The sequence below is a fragment of the Pedobacter panaciterrae genome (assembly GCF_013204795.1).
In the GTDB taxonomy this organism is placed as follows: Bacteria; Bacteroidota; Bacteroidia; order Sphingobacteriales; family Sphingobacteriaceae; genus Pedobacter; species Pedobacter panaciterrae.
In genome coordinates, this window is sequence record NZ_JABMKW010000020.1 from 378,628 (window position 1) to 396,815 (window position 18,188).

9 protein-coding genes are annotated in these 18,188 nt (G+C 38.0%); 8 read left to right on the forward strand and 1 reads right to left on the reverse strand.

The features are described 5' to 3' along the window. The first annotated feature begins 84 nt into the window (after nucleotides 1–84). On the forward strand, nucleotides 85–2,541 hold the full coding sequence (locus HQN86_RS20475; RefSeq protein ID WP_172662754.1) for an outer membrane beta-barrel protein: 2,457 nt from the start codon (nucleotides 85–87) through the stop codon (nucleotides 2,539–2,541). Nucleotides 2,542–2,543: 2 nt separating this feature from the next. On the opposite strand, the gene HQN86_RS20480 is transcribed toward HQN86_RS20475, so the two are convergent. After that, nucleotides 2,544–3,431, reverse strand: a complete 888-nt coding sequence (locus tag HQN86_RS20480) for an AraC family transcriptional regulator (protein WP_172662755.1) — start codon at nucleotides 3,429–3,431, stop codon at nucleotides 2,544–2,546. Nucleotides 3,432–3,599: 168 nt separating this feature from the next. Between HQN86_RS20480 and HQN86_RS20485 the strand changes: the two genes are divergently transcribed. From HQN86_RS20485 to HQN86_RS20515, 7 genes are read left to right on the forward strand one after another with little or no spacing between them, the layout of a single operon-like run. Further along, nucleotides 3,600–6,653 carry a SusC/RagA family TonB-linked outer membrane protein gene (locus HQN86_RS20485; protein ID WP_216854467.1) on the forward strand — a complete coding sequence of 1,018 codons (3,054 nt, stop codon included), beginning with the start codon at nucleotides 3,600–3,602 and terminating at the stop codon, nucleotides 6,651–6,653. 10 nt (nucleotides 6,654–6,663) lie between these two features. Further along, nucleotides 6,664–8,214, forward strand: coding sequence for a RagB/SusD family nutrient uptake outer membrane protein (locus HQN86_RS20490; RefSeq protein ID WP_172662756.1), 1,551 nt, complete (start codon nucleotides 6,664–6,666; stop codon nucleotides 8,212–8,214). Nucleotides 8,215–8,219: 5 nt separating this feature from the next. Beyond that, nucleotides 8,220–9,203, forward strand: coding sequence for an aldose epimerase family protein (locus HQN86_RS20495; protein WP_172662757.1), 984 nt, complete (start codon nucleotides 8,220–8,222; stop codon nucleotides 9,201–9,203). Nucleotides 9,204–9,251: 48 nt separating this feature from the next. Next, nucleotides 9,252–11,153: a glycoside hydrolase family 97 protein gene (locus HQN86_RS20500; RefSeq protein ID WP_172662758.1), complete on the forward strand. Its 1,902-nt coding sequence runs from the start codon at nucleotides 9,252–9,254 to the stop codon at nucleotides 11,151–11,153. 60 nt (nucleotides 11,154–11,213) lie between these two features. Next, the gene (locus tag HQN86_RS20505) at nucleotides 11,214–12,560 is read left to right on the forward strand and encodes a sugar porter family MFS transporter (protein WP_172662759.1); all 1,347 of its coding nucleotides are present in this window, start codon (nucleotides 11,214–11,216) and stop codon (nucleotides 12,558–12,560) included. 60 nt (nucleotides 12,561–12,620) lie between these two features. Continuing rightward, the gene (locus HQN86_RS20510) at nucleotides 12,621–15,953 is read left to right on the forward strand and encodes a DUF5107 domain-containing protein (protein WP_246269697.1); all 3,333 of its coding nucleotides are present in this window, start codon (nucleotides 12,621–12,623) and stop codon (nucleotides 15,951–15,953) included. A 20-nt stretch (nucleotides 15,954–15,973) separates the two neighbouring features. Next, the gene (locus HQN86_RS20515; RefSeq protein WP_246269698.1) at nucleotides 15,974–18,184 is read left to right on the forward strand and encodes an alpha-galactosidase; all 2,211 of its coding nucleotides are present in this window, start codon (nucleotides 15,974–15,976) and stop codon (nucleotides 18,182–18,184) included. Nucleotides 18,185–18,188: the final 4 nt, after the last annotated feature.

Genomic DNA, 18,188 nt, shown 5'->3' on the forward strand with positions numbered 1-18,188 from the left:
TTACTTTACACTATTGCAACAACCAGCGTCATTTTAAACACTGAAAGGGACATACTATGCCCGGATTTTAAAAATTAATCTTCGATGATGACAAAAAAAATATTGGCTATTTTGGCCATAGGGATTTGTATTGTCCCAATTGTTACCTTTGCCCAACAGACTGAGGCAAGTATTTCCGGACAGATAAGGGATACGGAAAATAAGACCTTTGATCTGGCTACAGTTGCCTTGCTTAATGCTAAAGATTCAGTTGTACTGAAATCTACCTTTACTGAAAGCGATGGTAAATTCAGTTTCAATCAGTTGAAGGCAGGGGACTATCAAATAAAAGTTTCTGCAATGGGTTATACCAGCTATAAGAGTGAGGTGATCACTTTAAATACAGCACAGCCTAGCTTTTTTATCCCTAATATTAAACTTATTCCTTCCAGTAATAGCCTTAATCAGGTAAATATTACAGGTAAAAAATCTTTTATTGAACGTAAGATTGATCGTGTGATTGTAAACGTAGATGCCCTGATATCCAATACCGGTTCTACTGCATTAGAAGTTCTGGAGAAATCTCCGGGTGTGCAGGTTGACCAGAACGGCACAATAACTTTAAAAGGCAAGCAGGGGGTATTGCTGCTCATCGACGATAAACCAACATATCTTTCCGGCGCGGATCTGGAAAACTACTTGAAATCGCTACCATCCTCGTCATTAGAACAGATAGAGATCATGACAAATCCTCCTGCTAAGTATGATGCAGCAGGTAACGCGGGGGTAATTAATATAAAAACCAAAAAGGGAAATCTTAAAGGCTTTAATGGTGGCTTTAACCTAAGCCTTAATCAAGGCCAAAAAACAAAAACCCTAAATAGTCTGAACTTCAACCTAAGGAACAATAAGTTTAATTACTTTGTAAATTTCAGTTACAACTACAATACCGGCTTTTCGGATCTTGATATCAACCGCACCTATAAAAATGCTGACAACAGTCCAAAATCGTATTTTAACCAGAACAGCTATTTTGACAGACATGGAAATTCTTTAAATACGAAAGCGGGGGCTGATTATTATCAGTCTGATAATACGACCTGGGGCATCCTTGTTAGCGGAATGTCGAGAGCATCTACACAGATAAACAATAATTCTAGTAATCTACTGAATTCAGTACAACAACTCGACTCCGTTATTAAGGCTAAAAATATTGATATAATTGATTTTAGTAATGGCGGTATTAATTTAAACTATCGACATCAATTTGATAAAAAGGGACATGGTATTACTGCCGATGCCGATTATCTGGCTTACAGGAACAAAACCAAACAAACTTATTATAATTCAAGTTTTTTTGCAAACGGATCACTAAAATCAGAAGATGTCCTGACGGGATACCTTCCTGGAAACATTGATATCTATTCTATGAAAACTGATTATTCGTTGCCATTAAAGTTTGAATGGAAACTGACAACTGGATTAAAGACCAGTTATACCAAAACCGATAATACTGCAGATTATGCCTATACCATAAATGAAATTACTAAACCGGATTTCGACAAGAGCAATCATTTCATATACAAAGAGCATATCAGCGCCGCCTACCTGAATTTAAACAGAGAAATGAAAAAAATCTCTGTACAACTTGGGTTAAGGCTCGAGAATACTTTCTCCGATGGTCATCAACTAGGTAACGCAATGAAGCCTGATTCGGCATTTAAAAGAAATTATACTGGGCTTTTTCCTACTGTATATGTATTGTATAAGTTGGATACAGCTGCTAACAATCAAATAGGCCTTAATTATGGAAGGAGAATTGATCGTCCATATTACCAGGATTTAAATCCTTTTATCTCACCATTAGACAAATTCACCTTTTATGTTGGAAATCCATTTCTGAGACCGTCATACACCCAATCAATAGAATTGTCCCATACCTATAAAAACAAGTATACCACTACCATAAGCTATTCAAAATCCAGGGATGAAGTTAATGAAACTATTGAGATATTAAACGGTACTTACTACAGCAGACCTGGTAATATTGGGAAAAAAAAGGTTAAAAGCATCTCTTTTAACGGAACATTTGATGCTGCAAGGTGGCTTAGTCTTGATTTTTATGCGGAGGTGACTAACATCAAAACAGTAAGCGATTTTTATACAGGAAAACTTAATACCAGTGGTACTTTCTGTTTTACCAGTGCAAATGCAAAATTTGCTTTAGGGAAAGATTGGGACGCAGAACTAAGTGGTAATTATAGGAACCGGATTATAGATGTTCAATTCGAACTGAAAAGTATATGGCAGGCCAGTACAGCCATTCAAAAGAAATTGTCGCCTAGCACAACTTTGAAGTTAGCCATCAATGATTTGTTTTATAGTAGAATTAATAGGGGAGTTATTAATAACCTTACACAAACCGATGCTAACTGGACCAACAAAGGTGATTCAAGAACTGCAGTGCTTTCCTTTAACTACCGCTTTGGAAAAGCCTTCAGTACACCAGCCAAACATGGTGAATCAGGAGCAGAAAGTGAAAAGAACAGGGTGAAGAACTAAAGTTATTTTTTATGTTTCTTCCTGTATTCTGAGGGAGAAGTACCGATGAGTTTGCTAAATAATCGTGAAAAATAATATTGATCATCAATACCCAACACAGCGCAAATCTCTTTAATGCTTTTGTCAGTAAAGTAAAGATATTGACAGGAATGCTGTATTTTGAGCTGATTGTAATAAGCTATGGGTGAAATACCAGTTTTTTGTTTAAATATCCTTAAGTAGTGTGATAGAGAGATCTTTTGTTGATCAGCAAGCTGATTTACTGTAAGTTTCTTATCAAGATTGTCTTTCATAAATGAAATTGAACTGCTTACCGCGTCTTTACTATAAACAGAAGGGTTTATTTCTTTATAATAAATTAGCGAGGTTACGAAATAGAGTAGTCTGAAGTTCATGATCTCCATTTCTTTTGTACCAAAACTCTCTTCAAGCATGGTATATATTTGATTAAAAATATCTATTCTGTCCTGCTCAAAGGGAATTGAATGAACCTCATGTTGCCCCTCAACAAGAGAACGTTCATAAATCATCCTTGAATTGACCCCACTAAAATGCATCCAATATATACTCCAAGGGTTTTTTAACGAGCTAAAATACCTGTGGGGTATATTTTTAGGGATGATAAAAAATGTGTTTGCTTTTAAAACATAAACCTTATTGTCCAATTCCACAGAGCCTTCTCCATCTATACAGTAAAGTAAAATGAACTCGGCTGAACCTGTTTTTCGCTCACGATCATGTCCCAAGGCATGTGGATAGTAGCCGATTGCCGTAAGGTAAAAAGAATTGATTAGGGGATTGTTCTTAATGCTTTTCCTAATATTGGGCGTAAGGACAATCATTTTTTGACCCAAAAATCCTTCTTTAATTTTCTTTTTCTCCTCTGTCATATTTTAAATGCTAAGGTATAATAAATGTTACTTATTTTACATTTTGTAACACTTCAGTTATGATAATATTGTCCATTATTTGTCTTAGTTAGTCCATTTCTGGCTTCTAATTTCCCCGTAAGTTTATCCTAACAAATATTAAACGGGATTAACCAAATATTATTCACTATGTCTTTCTTTACGATTAAAGGAACTGTAAGATGGTATGCTTTGCTCATATTTCTCATTTTACAGTGTAGTTTTACAGTTTTCGCTCAGAATTCAATTAATGTCGCAGGCCGGGTAACCGGAAAGGACGACAAATTACCCATTCCAGGTGTTTCAGTGAAGGTCAAGGGCACAGGCACCGGTATATCAACCGATAAAGATGGTAAGTTTGCGCTAAATACCACTTCAAATTCAACAATAGTTTTTACCTCTGTGGGCTATGTAACTCAGGAACTTCCTGCTTCGACCACAATGAACGTATCTCTTGTCCCAGAGGATAATAATTTGGAGGAAGTAACCGTAGTTGGTGTAACCATTAAGAAAAAGGACCTTACCGGATCTGTTGCAGGAATAACAGATAAAACCATTAGTGAGTTACCGGTAACTAATGTTAACCAGGCCATGCAAGGGCGTATTGCCGGTGTGCTGGTACAAAGTAATGACCCGAGACCAGGTGGTGGTGTGTCTATAAAAGTAAGGGGAAATAACTCCATTAAATTTGGTGCCGATCCTATTTACGTAGTTGATGGTTTGGTAATAGAACAAGCTTTCAATACCATAAACCCTGATGACATCGCTAGTATTGATGTATTAAAAGATGCATCGGCGACTGCTTTATATGGATCAAGGGGTGCAAATGGGGTGATATTGATTACCACCAAAAAAGGTAAGAGTGGAGAAGGAAAGATTGAATATAGTGCGTGGGTGGGCGTACAATCGTTCACAAGAAACTTATCTTATCTGAATGCGCAACAAATAGTCGACCTGAGACTGGATGCCTACGCTAACAAATATATGGATGGTAATCCTACTGCAGACAGGCAGGCATATATCAATACGCTGCTCGGCCCTAACTCTATTGCATTTGGGGCAGATGAGCTGGCTGTATATAATCGTGGTGAATCATACAACTGGCTTGATCAGATCACCAAAAAAGGAATACAGCAAAACCATACCGCCACGTTTTCGAAGGGAGGCGAAGATGGCTCCATGTATGTGAGTTTTAACTACACAGACCAGGGTGGTTTATTGAAAACTTCAAATTATAAACGATATGGTGGCCAGATCAATCTTGATCAGAAAATTAAGCCGTGGTTTAAAATTGGAACCAATACCGGTTTTTCTAGAACAGAAGAATCATACATAGATGGCGGCGTATTTGGAATAGCTGCTAACGCGAATCCACTATTGCCTATCGATGATAAAATAACCTATTTAAGCTGGAAAGGAATTCAGAGTACAGATCTTTATAACCCAATCAGAAGTTTAACTATCGATGGTAAAGGAAAACAAAACCGTTTGCTCACTTCAAATTATGCAGTAGCAACACCAATACCTGGCTTAAATATTCGTACAGGCATATCATTCGATGTGAGGTCACAAGATTACTTTAACTATATCCCAAAAGATTTAGGACAGTCGCTGCGAAACTCTTATAACGGAAGGGCAACACAAAAGAAAGAAAGCTGGATGAACTGGCAATGGGATAATTCTGTATCTTACGATAAGTCATACGGAAAACATAATTTCTCTGGTTTAGTAAGTTTTGGTTTAACTCAGAACAACTACAATTACAATCAGATTGATGCTTCAGGCTTCGCGACAGATGATTTCTCTTATAAATACCTTGGCGGTGCCTACCTAAAAGAGCAATTTCAGCTGGGCTCTGATTTTGTAACCAACTCACTGATCAGCTATGTGGCAAGATTTAACTACAATTATGACAATAAGTATTTCGCAACCTTAACTGGAAGGTACGATGGCTCGTCTAGATTTGGTAACGGAAATAAATGGGGCCTGTTTCCCTCACTTGCCCTGGCATGGGATATATCTAAAGAAAGTTTCTTTGAAGGCATAAATGTCGATGCACTAAAACTACGCGCAGGATACGGTATTGCAGGTAATCAAAACATCCCTAATTTCGCTTATCGTTCGTTGTACAGGCCTGTTTTCTCAGATAATTCCGTAACCTATGTTTCAGATGGTCGTTTAGGAAATCCAAACCTGGTATGGGAAAAGCAAAAGCAGCTGAATTTAGGGGTAGATGTAGCCTTATTGAACAGTAGATTGTCATTTAGTGCCGATTATTTTGTAATTCATAATGATGATCTGTTAATGGAAAGAACTTTATCTACCACTTCAGGTTTTAAAAACACAATCGATAACGTAGGCTCATTATTAAACAAAGGAGTAGAGTTTAACGTTAACGCCGAGATTATTGACCAGGAGGATTTCAAATGGGATTTTGGTGTAAATCTTTCTTCTTATAAAAATAAGATCACAAAGTTATATGGAAGTGTTGACGCGATATATAATTATGGAGGATTTACCGGAGTAGATATACAGAGGGAAGGAAACTTGTTTTTAAATCAGTCACTAAATTCTATCTATACCTATAAATTTGAAAAAATAGCCCAACAATCAGACCTTGAGCGCATTAAGGATATTGATTATGGGGGGCGCGTAATTCATCCAGGTGATATTATTCCGGTTGACGTTAATGGAGATAATAAGATAGATGATGCTGATAGAATTGTTGTTGGGAAAAAGGATCCTAAATTCTACGGCGGTTTCTCTACAAATTTTGCCTACAAAAACCTTTCATTAAACGCAGTATTTAACTACAACTACGGAGGCAAAGCGATTAGCGGTTTGTACGAAGGTTTGTTGAATGGTTCAGGGGAATATGCTGGCATTACTGATGTACTTGATCGCTGGACGCCTGAAAATACGAATTCTAACATTCCAAGAGCCTACACAGGCAGCGGACGTTATGGTGTCGGAGAAACTGATTACGCGATCCAAAATACCTCTTTCTTAAGAATGGCGGCACTTTCGTTATCGTATAACTTCACCGAAGGATTTGTTAAGAAAGCAAAAATGAGTAATCTGAGAGTGTATGTAACCGGAAGGAACCTCTTTACAATTACAAAGTACAAAGGATACGATCCTGAGGGTGGTGATGGATACCCAACATCTAAAATGTTTGTTGCGGGTATAAATGTTGGATTTTAATATTACTAAGATGAAAAAGAAATATAGTTTAATAGTATTGGCATTTATTGTATTGCTAACTAGTGGTTCCTGCAAAAAATTCATCACAGAGGACCCGCAAACCGCCTTAACTGAAGAAGAGGTTTTTAAAAGTCTGGACAATATCGAACCGCTGGTTTTAGGTTTATATACCAGTTGGCGCAACACCAAAAAAGACAGAGGTGGCTTTATCTTTACCATGGGTACTGATGAGGCACAACAAGGAGCTTATCAGGTTCGGACTGACGATCGTCAGGCTGGTATCGACAGATATAATGGTTTCCTTAGCGCTAGTAACACTGCACTTGCAGAGCAATGGAACAGCAGGTGGCCAGTTATATCTGCAGCGGCAAAAGTAGTCTACGCTTTGGGTTTAAATTCAGAGGAATCTGAACGCAAAAATATTATCCTTGGTGAGGCCAGCTTCATTAGGGCCGCGCTTACATTTGAAATGACTCAATACTGGGGTGAAATTCCCATTATCGATCAAGCTAAATTCAAGGAGTATGGCACCAAGCGTCAACCGTTAAATATGGTTTACAATTTCATCATTGCCGATTTGGAGAATGCAGTTAAATATTTGCCTGTAAGCCAAACCGACAAGAGGAGGGCCACTAAGGGGGCTGCCCAGGCTTTACTTGGAAAAGTTTATTTGTATGCTCCTGAAGCCTCTGGAGCAAAAGATTATGCAAAGGCGAGAGATATGTTTAAACAGGTTGTAGAAAATGGAGGTTATAGTCTTGTACCTAAATATGCTGATCTATGGGATCCAACCAAACAGAACACTACTGAATCCATTTATGAATTTAAGTTCAACAATGTTTATCCAGACAACAACCAAACACAATGGCAAATGGGTTCGCGCTCATTAGCTGAAGTAGACCAGTATTGCTATTTTGGTGGTTATGACTTAATGGTTCCTACCAAATACTGTTATCAGACTACAGCAGATGGCGGTGTATGGGAAGACGGGGACGTTAGAAAAAACGAAAGTATCCGCTATGATTTCACCTACAAAGGTAAGGTCCCAACGTTAAATCCAGCATTTGGAGGTGATGAGCTTGATCCTCACGTTAAGAAATTTGAAGATCCGAGAACAGAGGGCACACTTAGCTTCTGGCTATCAGGGAAAAACATATTTTATCTGCGTTATGCAGACATTCTGTTATGCTATGCTGAAACATTAAATGAAACAGGCGCCACTTCGCAAGCTGTGGATCTAATTAATAGCACCATTAGAACAAGGGCCTGGAACGGTAATTTGCCAGCAGATAAAAGATGGAATGCAGGTATGTCTCAACAAGACTTCAGAACGAATATCATGGACGAAAGGATGCGCGAGCTGTGTTTCGAAGGATGGAGACGGATGGATCTAATCAGAACAGGTAAACTGGTTGAGCTTGCAAAACAAAGAAATAAATGGACCAAAGAATCTGGAAGTATCCAGGAATATCATAACCGCTATCCAATTCCATTGCAGGAGATCAAACAGAACGACGACATAAGTGAATCAGATCAAAACCCTGGCTACTCAAACAATTAAGGATAATGAGCAGCAGCATATCGCGGAAGTCTTGGGGTAACTTTAAAAATAAAGACATCTATCTCTTTAAAATAGAGAATAAAACCGGTGCCTTTGTGGAACTAACAAATTATGGTGCTACAGTTGTTTCAATTGTAGTGCCAGATAAAAACAATGGGTTAGGCAATGTTATCCTGGGGTTTCCTGAGTTGCAGGGTTATCTGGAAGATATTTGTTATGTAGGTTCAACGGTAGGGCGGTTTGCCAATAGAATTGCACGAGCAAGCTTTAATCTGGATGGCATTGATTATCAGCTCGAGGCAAATAGCAACGGCAATTCTAATCACAGCGCGTCAGCTGGTGTTAATAGTAAAGTTTTTGATTATATTGTAGATGATGACAGATTAATTTTCAAGATATTAAGTAAAGATGGAGAAGGAGGTTTCCCTGGTAATCTTACTTTGGAAGTCTGTTATCAATGGACAAGTGACAATGCGCTTTTAATAACATATACTGCAATAACCGACAGGAAAACCATAGTCAATGTTACAAACCATTGTTATTTTAACTTGTCGGCCATTGCAGATCGCAATTTCCTAAATCACCGCCTTAAGATCAATGCGAAAAGTATGCTGGAATCAGCGGCCGATTATATCCCAACAGGTAGGCTTGTAAGAACAAACGGTAGCGAGCTAAACGATCTAAAGGGAATAAATACCTGTTATGTATTAGATAAAAACGGTGCCGCTGCCACTTTGGTTGATCCGGAATCCGGACGCGTATTAGATGTATACACCAGTTACCCCGGACTCATGCTTTATACCGGAGACTACCTTGAAAGCAGATGTAATGGACATTTAGGTGAGCCATACAAACCCTTAGATGGTATCTGCTTAGAATGTCAATTTTATCCCGATAGTCCAAATCACCCAAGCTTTCCCTCAACAATACTTAAGCCTGATCATTTATATCAGGAAAGTATAACCTATAAATTCAGCACACAAACTTAGCATATGAAACTAAACCCGGTTCTGGCAACCCTTCTCTTAATTTTTTGCTTGTCAGCAGAACTAATTGCCAAAGACAAAAGGTTCCAATTAAACTCTCCAAATAATACACTAAAAGTAAAAGTGAGTATGGGTGATAGCATCACTTATTCCATATCATTTAAAAACAAAACAGTAATTCTTCCCTCAGCAATTGCAATGGTGCTTCAAAACAAAGTGCTTGGCAAAACTACACAAGTGAATAACATAAGGGTTATAAAGAATAAAGAATTCAATGAGTTATCCGTTTTATTTTCTGATCAGAACTACTCCTTAATTTTCAGAGCTTATAATGAAGGGGTTGCCTATCGTTTTGTTACCAGTTTTAAGGACTCTATACAGGTAGTAGCAGAAAAGGCCGATTTTAATATCAATGGAAAACCAGCAGCGATACTTCAGGAAACTGACAATTATACCAGCTGGGAAGGACCGTACATTAAATATCCCTCAATTGCGGAAATATCAAATGGTAAACGTGCCACAACTCCAGCACTTTTTGATGATAAAAGTAATGGAATAAAAGTAGTTATTGCAGAGTCTGATTTATTTGGTTATCCGGGCATGTATATTAAGAAACAAGGAGATCAGTATATCGGCGATTGGGCAAAATTCCCAACGAAGACCGTAATGGGTAGTTGGGGTGATTTTGTTTCTGTAGTAAAAGAAAGGGGTGATTATCTTGCTAAAACCGATGGAAGCAGATCTTTTCCATGGCGGGTGATTATCGCAACCGACAATGACAAAGACTTACTGAATAATCATTTGGTAACCAAGCTTGCGCGTCCTTCAGAAATTAAAGATACCAGCTGGATCAAATCAGGAAAAGCTGCATGGGAATGGTGGCACGATGCTATGCTCCCTGGTGCAAGCATTCCATCAGGAATGGCGAACAGAAATACCGATCTATATAATTATTATGTTGACTTTGCTGCTGCAAATAAACTCGAATACATGATGATAGATGCAGGGTGGTCTAACAACTATGACCTTACAAAGGTTAATCCTAAATTAGATGTTCAAGGTGTAATAAAAAGAGCCCGGGAAAAGAAAGTCGGAGTATTTTTATGGTGCGTTGCCTCTACTTTGTTAAAAGATCTCAATAAAAATCTGGATTTCCTGAATTCTATAGGCGCTGCCGGCATCAAAGTCGATTTCTTTGATCGTGATGATCAGGAGGCTATCCAATGGATCGAACTCATTGCTAAAGAAGCGGCAAAACGAAAGCTGATGATAGATTTTCACGGATGCAGCAAGCCAACGGGCTTGGAAAAAACATACCCAAATATTGTTAACTATGAGGCTGTGAGAGGAGCAGAGTCTGACAAGTGGGACAATACCATAGATCCAGATCATCACTTGATCATTCCATTTGTAAGGATGCTTGCCGGTCCATTTGATTACACTCCAGGTGCAATGCGGAATAAAACTAAGGCAGAGTTTAAACCTATTGATCCAGGATTACCATCAGGACAGGGAACCCGCTGCCATGAACTTGCAATGTATGTTATCTATGATCAGCCACTGGGGATGCTCGCTGATTCTCCAACTGAATATGAAAAAGCTCCTGATATTATGAAATATCTTTCAGCCGTGCCAACAGTTGCTGATGAAACAAAGGTAATAGATGCTAAACTAGCAGAATATGCGGTAATGGCTAAAAGAAAAGGAGACAACTGGTATGTAGGTGCAATGACCAACTGGACCCCAAGAAATCTTAAACTAAACTTCAGCTTTTTAAAACCAGGTGTAAGTTATACCGCTCAAATTTATACAGACACTAAAGATTCAAATGTTAATGCTACACAGTATGAACTTAAAACAATTAGTGTAAACAGCAACACCACGATAGACCTTAAACTTTCTTCGGGCGGAGGTGCTGCAATAATGATAGAAAAGTCCATCTTTAAGAAATAATAATCTATTTGACCAAGAGAATAAAACCAGCAATTTTAACCTACCAAATAATTAACCTAAATGAGCATAGAGAAAATAAGTTTTAATCATAAGTACATCATCGGAATCTCCTTTATTTCTGCCTTGGGTGGTTACCTCTTTGGGTTCGACTTTGCTGTAATATCAGGCGCATTGCCTTTTTTAAGAACTCAATTCATGTTGGATGCATGGTGGGAAGGCTTTTTAACCGGATCGCTGGCACTAGGATGCATTGCCGGATGCCTGGTTGCGGGAAACATTGCCGATCGTTACGGGCGTAAACCGGGACTTATGATAGCAGCACTTATCTTTGCGCTCTCATCAATAGGCATCGCTTTTTCATCAACTTTAACACTGTTTGTAGTGATGCGTTTTATGGCCGGAATAGGAGTGGGTATGGCGTCTATGTTGTGCCCTATGTATATCGCAGAAATTTCACCAGCTAAGGTAAGGGGCCGAAATGTAGCCATTAACCAGTTAACGGTAGTAATAGGAATCCTGATCACTAATCTTGTAAATTATTTCCTGGCCGATGCAGGGTCTGACGCATGGCGCTGGATGTTTGGTTTAGGAGTAGTTCCTTCACTTATATTTTTAATAGGAGTCTTATGGCTGCCAGAAAGCCCAAGATGGCTTGTAAAAGCAGGTCAGCAGGCAAAAGCAAAAGAGGTATTACTCAAACTTGGTTCCGAATCATTTGTAAATTCAACATTTGCCGATATAGAGAAATCACTTGTCGGGATTAAGAAACAATCTTACAAGGCGGTGTTTGAAAAGAGTGTACGCCCGGCTGTAATAGTAGGTATTATACTGGCTGTTTTTCAACAACTATGTGGCATAAATGTAGTGTTCAATTATACCTCTACGATATTTGAATCTGTTGGTGCAAACCTGGACAGGCAGCTGTTTGAAACAGTAGCAATAGGAGCAGTAAACCTAATTTTTACGCTACTGGCCATGTGGCAGGTAGATAAGCTGGGTAGAAAACCACTTATGCTTATCGGCTCACTGGGATTGTCGATAGTGTACATTGTGCTGGCGTTTCTGCTGCAGAACCAATTCCCTGCAGGTCTGATTTCCATTTTTGTACTACTTGCCATCAGTATGTATGCTATTTCATTAGCCCCGGTAACATGGGTGCTGATCTCTGAAATTTTCCCTAATAAAATACGTGGAGCTGCATCTTCTGTGGCAATTATTTCCTTATGGGGTGCTTATTTTATCCTCGTTTTCACTTTTCCAATCCTAGCCAAAAAGCTAGGCACCTTCGGGCCTTTTTATTTATATGCAGGGGTATGCTTTTTAGGCTTTCTGTTTATTAAAAGCAGGGTTAAAGAAACAAAAGGACAAACACTGGAAGAACTTGAAGATAATTTTGTAAGACACTAACGAGCGCCTAAACAACCCAAATAAAACTAAAGCATTTAAAATATTATTATAATGAAAAGCATGAGCGTAAACGTCTGGGAAGAGCAGATTACCATACCTACCTATGGCATCGGTAAGCCCAATAAAAACCCTATGTTCTTTGAAAAGAGGATTTATCAGGGAAGCAGCGGCGTTGTTTATCCTAATCCTGTTGTAGAGAAAATACTGGACGAAAAGATCGACAAACAATATACAGGGTTATTTCTGGAAAATGACTATATCAAAATGATGATTCTGCCTGAATTAGGCGGACGCATTCAGATGGCATATGACAAGATAAAGAAAAGACATTTTATTTACTATAATCAGGTAATTAAACCTGCATTAGTGGGTTTAACAGGCCCTTGGATTTCAGGAGGTATAGAATTTAACTGGCCTCAGCATCACAGACCAACCACCTTTAATGCTATCGATTATAAGCTCGAAGAAAATAGTGATGGCAGTAAAACTGTTTGGGTTAATGAGGTTGAGCAGATGTTTCATACCAAGGGAATGGCTGGTTTTACCCTTCACCCAGATAAAGCATATATTGAAATTAAAGCTAAGCTGTTAAACAGATCAGAGCTACCACAAACCTTTTTATGGTGGGCAAATCCGGCTGTAAAGGTAAATGATCATTACCAATCTGTTTTTCCTCCTGATGTAAATGCCGTTTTTGATCATGGAAAACGAGATGTCTCTACCTTCCCAATTGCTACTGGTACCTATTACAAAGTTGATTACTCACCAGGAACTGATATATCAATGTATAAAAATATTCCAGTTCCGACCTCTTATATGGCCATCAATTCTGATTATGATTTTGTAGGAGGATATGAACATGATACCGAGGCGGGTTTACTTCATGTTGCGAATCATCATGTTTCACCGGGCAAAAAACAATGGACCTGGGGGCATAGCGACTTTGGTGTGGCTTGGGATAGAAATCTGACGGATGAAGACGGTCCTTATATTGAGTTAATGACGGGTATGTTTACTGATAATCAGCCTGATTTCACCTGGTTGATGCCAAATGAGGAAAAGTCTTTCACACAATATTTTATGCCTTACCGATCATTGGGCGTAGTTAAGAATGCAAGCAAAGATATTCTACTGGCTATTAGTAAAATAGATAAAAAAGTTGAACTTAAAATTTATGTAACATCTGTACAAAACAACTTATCGATTAAGCTGACCAATGGCAATAAAACTTATTTTGAAGAGCTAGCAAGTATTACACCTAAGGAGGTTTATGTTAAAGAGATAGCCGTAGGAACAGATTTTAATGAGAATGAGCTATTGCTTGTTATTAATAGTACTAAAGGGCGCGAACTATTGAGATATGAGCCTTCAAAGAATAGAATTAATGATATCCCTGAACCAGCAAAACCTGCGTTATCTCCTGAAGAGATCAAAAGTAATGAACAATTATTTTTAACAGGGCAGCATCTGGAACAGTATAGACACGCAACTTATAGTCCTGTGCCGTACTATGAAAAGGCCCTGGAAAGAGAGCCAGGAGATATAAGAAATAACAATGCATTAGGCCTTTGGTATTTGAGACGAGGACAATTTGAAAAGAGTGAGCCTTATTTTCGCAAATCTATAGAAACCAGTATCCAAAGGAATCCGAATCCTTATGATTGTGAAGCATATTATAACCTTGGCTTATCTCTTAAATTCCAAGATAAACAGGAAGAAGCATATAAAGTATTCTACAAATCTACATGGAATAAGGCTTACAAAGATAGCGGTTATTTCTCAGTAGCACAGATTGATATGATTAATGGAGATTACGAACTTTCTTTGGACCACATTAATCACTCGATAGATAACAACGCCAATAATAGTAAAGCTTATGTTGTAAAATCTGCGGCTTACAGAAAGCTGCGTCAGGCAGATCAATCAATTCGCACTACGGATCTGGCTCTGGAAAAAGACGCATTTAATTTAGGCGCATTGTTTGAGAAAGTATGTGTTTACAGATCATTGAACGATGCGTTAAATGAAGAAAAATATTTGAAGGAGCTAGTTGCACTAGCCCGGGGATATGAACAGAACTTTATTGAATATGCTATAGATTATGCAGAATCTGGTCTATTTTCCGAAGCAATTGATTTACTTACATATGCCATCAAAGGAAAAGAGACAAATCCATTAGTTTATTATTACCTGGGATATTTCCACCATAAACTGGCTCAGACTGAGCTTGCAAGTAATTATTTTCAAACGGCCGCTGAAGCAGATTCTTACTTATGTTTTCCTAATAGGCTACAGGAAATAAAAGTTCTAAGAGCTGCCATGCAGTTAAATCCTGATGACTCAAAAGCGCCTTACTATCTTGGTAATTTATTCTACGACAAACGACAGTATGATGAGGCAATTGCCTACTGGGAGACTTCAGCTAAATTAAATGGAGATTTTCCGACTGTGTTAAGAAATCTTGGTATTGCTTATTTCAATAAACAAAATGATCAGGATAAGGCTTTAGCCTGTTTCGAAAAGGCGTTTGAATTGGATCCTCTGGATGATCGTTTATGTATGGAGCTGCATCAACTCTACAAGAGATTAAATAGAAGTCCTAATGAACGCTTAGGCTTTCTGGAAAAGAATTTGGACACCGCATTAAAAAGAGATGATGTATATCTGGATTTGATATCAATATATAATTTCCTTGGCGAGAACGAGAAAGCTCTTCAATTGCTGATGCAACACAAGTTCCATCCCTGGGAGGGCGGAGAGGGTAAAGCTTCAGGTCAATACGTATGCAGCCTTATTGAGCTTGCCAAAGAAAAAATACAGAACGAATCGTATCAAGAGGCCATCTCATTACTAAATGACGCACAAACTTATCCGCATAATCTGGGTGAAGGAAAGTTATATGGAGCTCAGGAGAATGACATATTCTACTGGCTGGGTTGTGCATACAAAGGATTAAATGACGAAGAGAACTCAAAGAAATATTTTAACATCGCAACAAAGGGACTTGACGAACCATCAGCAGCCATGTTTTACAACGATCAGCAACCTGACAAAATATTTTATCAGGGACTGGCCTGGAAGAAACTTGGAAATGTAGAGAAGGCTGAACAGATATTTAATAAACTAATAGGCTATGGTAACCAGCACATTAATGATCAGGTTAAGATTGATTACTTTGCTGTGTCATTGCCAAACTTATTAATATTTGAAGATGATCTTGACATTAGAAATAAAGTTCATTGCTATTTTTTGCAAGGTTTAGGCTATCTTGGCCTTGCAAAATTTGAAAATGCCACTGATGCACTATTTAAAGCCCTTGAACTTGATGCAGAACATCTGGGAGCAAGGCTTCATTTAGATATGGTTAAACAAGATTTTAATTATACAACGTAATACCAAATATATTTTTTAACATGAGATTTAAGACACACTCAATTCCAGCCTATGCATCATTTGCTATGCTTTCTGCAAGTATAATGCTAAACACCGGTAAGCTAGTTGCACAAACCATTATACCAATAGAAACGCAAAATAATGCTTTGATATTACAGGCAGATACGAATAAAGATCTGGGAACAGTTTATTTTGGAAAGAAATTATCTAACACCAGTGAATATGGTGAGGTGTCTGGTGTGTTTAAGCAAACTCCTGATTATACTGGAATGCTTAATTCAGCCTATACTGCTTCAGGTTCACGAAACTTATTAGAGCCTGCTATAACCGTAACACATGCAGATGGCAACAACTCATTGGATTTAAAGTATGTTAGTCATGATTTAAAGAAGGTAAATGATGATGTTTCACTATTAAGCATAGTTTTGAAAGATCCAGCCTATAATTTTACAGTTACGCTTTATTATAAAACATACTATAAAGAAGATGTTGTAGAGCAATGGTCGTCCATTAAACACAATGAAAAAGGCAATGTAACACTTCATAAGTATGCCTCAGCTAATCTTCACATAAAAAGTGCAGGTTATTATTTGAATCAATACCATGGCGACTGGGCCAAAGAGATGCAGTCGGAAGAATCAAAACTTACCCATGGCATAAAGACACTTGACACTAAATTAGGTACGAGAGCTAATCTTTTTCAGCCATCTGTATTTATGGTATCTCTAAATAAGCCGGCAACAGAAGATGAAGGTACAGTGCTATTTGGTGCTTTAGAATATAGCGGCAACTTCCGTACTGATCTGGAAGTTGATTATCAGGATAACCTACGCATTATATCAGGTATAAACAATTACGCTTCTCCGTATACACTTAAACCAAATGAAGAATTTGTTACTCCTGTATTTCTGTATACCTTGTCTACGCAAGGTAAGGGTGTAGCGAGCAGAAATCTTCAAAGCTGGGCAAGAAACTACAAACTTCTGGATGGTAAGGGTACCAGATTAACCCTGCTTAACAACTGGGAGGCAACTTATTTTGATTTCAATGAAAGCAAACTTGCAGGACTTTTAAAGGATACTAAGAAACTAGGTGTAGACTTATTTTTATTAGATGATGGATGGTTTGCAAATAAATACCCTCGTAATGGTGATGTTGCAGGTCTTGGTGACTGGGAAGAAAACAAAGAGAAATTACCTAACGGAATCTCATCGTTAGTTAAGGAAGCTCAGAATAACAGCGTGAAATTTGGTATCTGGATAGAACCTGAAATGGTGAATCCTAAAAGTCAATTGTATGAAAAACATCCTGATTGGGTAATCAAGCAACCTAAGAGAGATGAGTATTATTTTAGAAACCAATTGGTGCTTGATTTAACTAATCCTAAAGTTCAAGACTTTGTATATGGTGTGGTTGATGATCTATTCACTAAAAATCCGGATCTAGCCTACATTAAATGGGATTGTAATGCGGTTATTTACAATGCACACTCTGCTACTCTTAAAAATCAATCGCACTTTTACATTGAATATGTACGTGGATTATATAAAGTATTAGAAAGAATAAGAGCTAAGTATCCTAAAGTTCCAATGATGCTTTGCTCTGGCGGTGGCGGCAGGGTAGATTATGCTGCATTGCAATATTTTACAGAGTTTTGGCCTAGTGACAATACAGATCCACTTGAACGTATTTTTATGCAGTGGGAATATTCTTATTTCTACCCTGCAATAGCAAGTTCTAATCATGTGACCGACTGGGGTAAACAACCAATTAAGTTCCGTACTGATGTGGCCATGATGGGTAAATTAGGATTTGACATCGTGGTTAGTCATTTAAAAGAGAATGACCTTAAATACTGTCAGGATGCAATTAAAACTTATAATGAAATAAAGCATATCATCTGGCAGGGTAATCAATACCGCTTATCTAACCCAAAAGAATCTAGCGTAGCTTCAATGCTGTATATGGACGAAAACAAATCTTCCGGGGTGATCTTTAACTATCTTGTAAACTACAGGTATGGAGTAAACAGTAGCCTGCCGATTCTATTAAAGGGATTAGATGCTGCCAAGAAATACAAAATTGAAGAGATAAATCTTTATCCAGGTACTACTTCAACTATAAAAGGCGGCAAATCTTACACAGGAGATTTCCTGATGAAAGTTGGATTTAACCCGGATGTGAACTCATCAAGAGCGAGTGTAATATTAAAAATTGAAGAAGTAAAATAGAATA